General features: G+C 34.8%; 4 protein-coding genes. All 4 read right to left on the bottom strand.

Annotated elements, in window-relative coordinates:
• Positions 1 to 1595, bottom strand: a 1595-nt coding sequence (locus VFS71_RS00770) for a GH92 family glycosyl hydrolase (RefSeq protein WP_326398772.1), incomplete at its 3' end; no start/stop codon positions are given.
• A gap of 76 nt (positions 1596 to 1671) precedes the next feature.
• Positions 1672 to 2931, bottom strand: coding sequence for an MFS transporter (locus VFS71_RS00765; protein WP_326398771.1), 1260 nt, complete (start codon positions 2929 to 2931; stop codon positions 1672 to 1674).
• A 62-nt stretch (positions 2932 to 2993) separates the two neighbouring features.
• Positions 2994 to 3851 carry an endonuclease/exonuclease/phosphatase family protein gene (locus VFS71_RS00760; protein ID WP_326398769.1) on the bottom strand — a complete coding sequence of 286 codons (858 nt, stop codon included), beginning with the start codon at positions 3849 to 3851 and terminating at the stop codon, positions 2994 to 2996.
• Between the two features lie 37 nt (positions 3852 to 3888).
• Positions 3889 to 5757: GH92 family glycosyl hydrolase (locus VFS71_RS00755; protein WP_326398768.1), on the bottom strand; the 1869-nt coding region annotated here is incomplete at its 5' end.

The following is a 5757-nucleotide window of genomic DNA, read 5'->3' as shown; positions in this document are numbered from 1 at the left end:
GACCAGACCGTTAATTTTTCAAAATCATCTTTTTTGTTCATATCCTTTGCAACTTGAGCTACACAATAATCGTCAATGCCGTACTCAATTGTTCTTGCAACCGATTCGGATTTATAATCCGAGGGAATGTAACCCAATGTGTGGAAAAACTGCAAACCGGCTTGCCCCTCATAACAACCCCAATTTTGTCTGTCTAGCATTTTGTTTTTCTCCCCATCACAATCTGTTGCAATCATCGCATCTTTGCGCATGGCTTCATAGGCCAGTTTAGTATCATAACCTCTTACTCCTTTTACATAAGCATCAGCGATAACAGCATCAGCATGAGTCCCGATCATTATATTCGATTCGGCTGGGTTTGGCCACATCGGTAATCTTCCTCCTTCTTTGTATATATTTAGCATTGAAGTAATCATGTCGTTTACTCTATCGGGCTGCACAAATAGCAAGAAAGGATGCAATGCTCGAAATGTGTCCCAAAGCGAATAATCGGTATAAGAAATACCTTCATGGATCTTATCGTCAAAAGGGCTGTAATATTTTCCATATTCAGAAAATTGACGCGGAAACAATAAGGTGTGGTAATAGGCAGTGTAGAAGATTTTCTTTTTTTCCTCATCAACACCGTCAATTTTGATCTTTTCAAGATTTGACTGCCATGCTTTTTTTGTTTGTGATGCCGTTTTATCAAAATCCCAATCTGGAATTTCTCGGGATAAATTTTCTTCAGCTTGTTCAATGCTTATGAACGAAGTTGCTATTTTTACTTTTACAACTTCATTTTCTTTTGTAGAAAAACTAACATAAGCCCCCAATCGTTTCTTTGCTGCTAGTTCCTCTGATGAAGGAAAAGCCTTGTCATTGTTCCAAGTTCCGAAAGCATCATATGGTTTATCAAATTGTATTACAAAATATCCTTTGAAATTTTTGAGTTCAGGGCCAATATCAAAAGAGGCTCTGTCTGGATTATACCCAATAATTTGATTTTTTGCCTTATCAAATTTTATGAAAGCAGTTAATTTGTTCGCACGATTTTCCTTTGAATTGATACCGTCCTCGTCTTTTTTATCTTCTATGTTTATGGATTGAAACACAAGATGCGAATTTTTTGATTTTGGAAAAGTAAATTTAAAAATACCACAACGTTCCGTGGCCGCTATTTCGGCTTTAATTATTTTCTTTTCCTCTGTTTTCATTTTCACCGAATAATAGTATGGTGACGCTATTTCATCTTTGTGGCTAAATGAAAGTTTCCGGTCTTCTGGTTTTAGCTTTAACGTGCCAATTTCAGGCATTACAGATACATAACCATAATCCCCCATCCAAACCGTTGGCTGGTGACTGGCAATAAAACCTAATATAGAAGTGTCTTCATAGACATAGTACATTCTGCTTATTATATTTTCACAAGTTTGAGGTGAAAAATTAGTCATAGTAAAAGGAGGGCCTACACTTAATGCCAAACCACCTTCTCCTTTTTCGGCAGTTCCTATATATGAATTCACATAGTCAATTTCTTGCTTTTTTTGCGAAAAGGAATAACTTGTAAATAAAAAGAATATAAAAGGTAAAATTGAATTTCTTATTGAAAACATTTTTAGAAAGTATTTGAATTAGTTTGATATAAACAAAATCTAAACAATAATATTTTTTTAGATATTGACAGTTACATTATTTATCTGCTTTTACTTTTTTAAAATCTATTACTGCATTATTAATTAATGGCTTTGCCCAAAAACCTAACCATAAAATATATGCAAGTGTTAAATACAACAGCGTCATAGCATATCGCAATCCTATCATATCACCAAGCTTACCAATAATTAAAGACATCACGGCCCCACCTACGATACCCGTACACAAAATTCCCGAAAATGCTCCGTGATTATTTTCAAGTGAATTTAAGGCAAGTGAAAATATAACAGACCACAAAACCGAAAGTGCAAACCCAGAAAGAGGAAAAGCATATAAAGCCATAATTGAAGTTCCAAATAGAGCAACAGTAAGACATAAAATAGCACCAATAGTAAATACTTTCAGCACATTACGACTATCTAAAAATTTCAGAAGTAATAACCCTAATAAACAGCCAGCCGTAAGCAGACCCCAAAAATAAGCTACCATTTCAGCACCCACAGTTTGTGGGTCGTAACCATGATAATCACTTAAAAATTTTGACATCCAATTTGCAATTCCCTGCTCCGTACCTACATAAGCAAATGTTCCAAAAAAGAACAAAACCACCGTTTTATCTTTCAGTAAATCTTTGTAAACAGACCAACTGCCTGTTTTTTCGGTTTCATCCAATTCCACTTTTGGAAATTTGAAAAACAATATCACTATTATCATTGCAAACGCCGTAATCGCAAAAATCCAATACAGGGAAACCCAATTTAAATGCTCCGGAACCAATTCCGAAAGTGTTTCAAGAAAGCTATTTGAATTACTTCCATCGTGTTTGATATTGGTCACTAAATAACTGTATGCCAATGGACTTAAAAATGAAGCTGCTCCAAAAAAAAGTTGTGCCATAACAGAATTAAATGCGAAATGTTTTTCTCCACCTGAAACTCTAAGCAATGGATTTATAGCCACTTGCAATGATGCCATTCCGATTCCTATTAAAAACAAAGATAGCAATGCGATGTAATAAACAGGGAATAAACCAAATAACAAGGAACCAAAAGCAGCCAACAAAAATGAAAATATCATTACCGCTTTTTCACTATATTTTTCTATTAAAACACCAGATGTGGTTGACATAACTCCGTATGCCGCAAAAAATGAAAATGGAAGAAACCCTGCCATTCCAAGTGACAATTTGAAACTATTGATTATATCAGGAATTAAGGGTCCCATTATATTGGTCAAAAATGAAATCACAAAAAATATCAAAAAAACTAACCCAACTGTATAATAATTATTTTTCATTTATTTATAATATTGAAAACATGATTTTTATTTTTAAATTCTTTTGAATAAATGTTGATTCTTTAGAAAGCAACATTAATAAACACAGGTGCATGATCAGAAAGGACAAGATTGTTTAAGGTTTCTGCAAAAACAGCATATTTATGAACCGTAATCCCTTTCGTCACTAAAATGTAATCGATGAGTGGTCGGTCATTGAAAGGTATTTTTCCAAAATCATGAAAAGACCAATTTGGACCATAAACAATTGAAGCAAGTTTTTTGGAGTCCAATAAACTTAACGATTTATCTGCCGTTAGCAATGATTGTATAACCGATGAATCAGGTGTTGCATTCAAATCCCCCATCATAATTTGAGGCATTCCCTCGCTTAGTTGGGCGATCTTTGTTTTAATCAATGTTACACTTTCTCGCCTTGCAACTTCACCTCTGTGATCAAAATGCGTATTTATGACAAATATTTTTTTACCAGTGGTCTTGTCTTTCAACTGCACCCAAGTGGCAATGCGTTCGCAGGCAGCATCCCATCCTTTTGAAGGTTTTTCAGGCGTTTCGCTCAACCAGAAGTATCCTGACTTGATAAGAGTAAATTTATTTTTATTGTATAAGATTGGGCTGTATTCCCCTTTTTCTTTCCCGTCCTCTCTTCCTACGCCAATAGCTCCATATTCCGTAAGGTTTACGGTGAGATCCTTTAGTTGATGAGCCAAAACCTCTTGCGTACCTAGGATATCAACTTCGTTGAAACGAATCATTTTTAGTACGTTTTCTTTACGTTGTTCCCAGTTGTTTGGTACATCTTCCGGATTATCATAACGTATATTAAATGTCATAATATTCACATTTGATTGCGTTTTGGTTTGCGCATTTATACTCGCAATAGCAAAAAACATTCCTAGAGTCAATATGATTTTTTTCATAACCTTATATCCAATTTGGTTTTACATTTTTCACTTATTATAATGGTCTGTCCGCTTTTGCAACACCAAAAGTTGGAGACGGTTTGCTTCCCATAAACAATTTCAATTCCCCGCCTTTTACAATCATATCGTGTGTGATATATGATTTTGTGTACGGTTTTCCGTTGTATTCGACTTTTTGTATATAAATATTTGTTTCGCTATTATCTTTTGCGATTACTTTGAACGAAACACCATCTTTCAAATTAATCGTTGCTTCATTAACAGCAGGACTTCCCATTACATAAATACCATTTGCAGGATTTACGGAATAGAATCCCATTGATGACAGTATGTACCAAGCTGACATTTGGCCTACGTCTTCGTTTCCACAAATTCCTTCTGGTTTTGTAGTATAAAATTGGTTGAAAACTTGGCGAACAATTTTTGCCGTCTTCCAAGGCTGCCCAGCAAAAGCATACATATATGAGGTGTGATGTCCAGGTTCGTTTCCATGAGCGTATTGCCCGATGAATCCAGAAATATCAGCCGAAATTTCTTTACCAGTTAATTTTCCAGTATTGTTAAATAATCCATCTAATTTTTTTGTAAAATTCTCATCACCCCCAAATAAATTAATCAATCCGTAAGGATCTTGAGGCACTAACCAGATGTATTGCCAAGCATTACCTTCAACATAATCATCTCTACGGTGGTTTGAGTATAATGGGTCGAATGGTTCTCTCCATTTGCCATTTGTCAATTTTCCACGCATAAAACCAGTGTTTTTATCGAAATATAATTTATATAATTCAGCTCTTTTTGAAAAATATTCGTAGTCCGCTGTTTTACCCAAATCCTTTGCCATTTTGGCAACACACCAATCATCTATAGCATACTCCATTGCATTCGCAACCGATTCACCTTCTAAATCAGCTGGGATATATTGCAATTTTTTAAGATATTTGATGCCCTTTTTATCAAAATCGGCAGTTGTTTTCATGGCTTCGTAAGCAAGCTCAACATCATAATCTCTGTACCCTTTAAAATAAGCATCGGCAATAACCGCAATCGAGTGGTTTCCGTTCATACAATCAGTTTCATTCCCCATAAAATGCCAAACAGGCAATCTTCCTTGTTGTTTGTAAATGGCAAGGAATGATTTTATGATATCATTGACTTTATCATCTTGAATAATTGTGTAAAGTGGGTGCAATGTTCTGTAGGTGTCCCAAAGTGAAAAAGTCGTGTAGTTTGTAAAATCCGCTTTTTTGTATACTTTCATATCACTACCTCTATAGTCTCCGTTTACATCATTGTAAAGTGAAGGAGCAAACATTGTGTGATACATCGCAGTATAGAAAACCGTTTTTGTATTATCATTAGCCTTTATATCTATTTTTGATAATTGTTTGTTCCATTTTTCATCCGCCGTTTTCACAACCTTATCAAAATCCCAGTCTTTAATTTCTGCTTTTAAATTGACTAAAGCATTTTCACAACTTACAGGAGAAATAGCAACTTTAGAGAAAATCACTTTTCCTTTTTGGCCTTTAAAGTCAATCACAGCTTTCATTTTTGCTGATTTTCCTTCAGTGCCAGTGATTAATTTTGTGTCGTTATATAATGTCAGATTCGAAATTTCTTCTGAAAATTCCATTACAAAAAATATCCTTTGATCCAAAGCCCAACCTTTAGAATAACGATACCCTTCGATTGTGTTTTTGTTTATTTTTTTTATGTAAGTATCTGTTGATTCGTCTCCCCCAACACCGTCAACTAGATCTACCAAGAAATGAGGTTGCTCATCTGACTCGAATGTATATTTATGGAAACCAACTCTTTCCGAAGCTGTCAATTCGGCCTTAACATTGTAACGGTCTAATTTCACGCTGTAATATCCTGGTTTTACAATTTCATTTTTGTG

Origin of the sequence: Flavobacterium sp. (assembly GCF_035760125.1) — a bacterium.
In the GTDB taxonomy this organism is placed as follows: Bacteria; Bacteroidota; Bacteroidia; order Flavobacteriales; family Flavobacteriaceae; genus Flavobacterium.
Note: the sequence above shows the minus strand (reverse complement) of the source record. Positions and strands in the feature narration are given on the sequence as shown.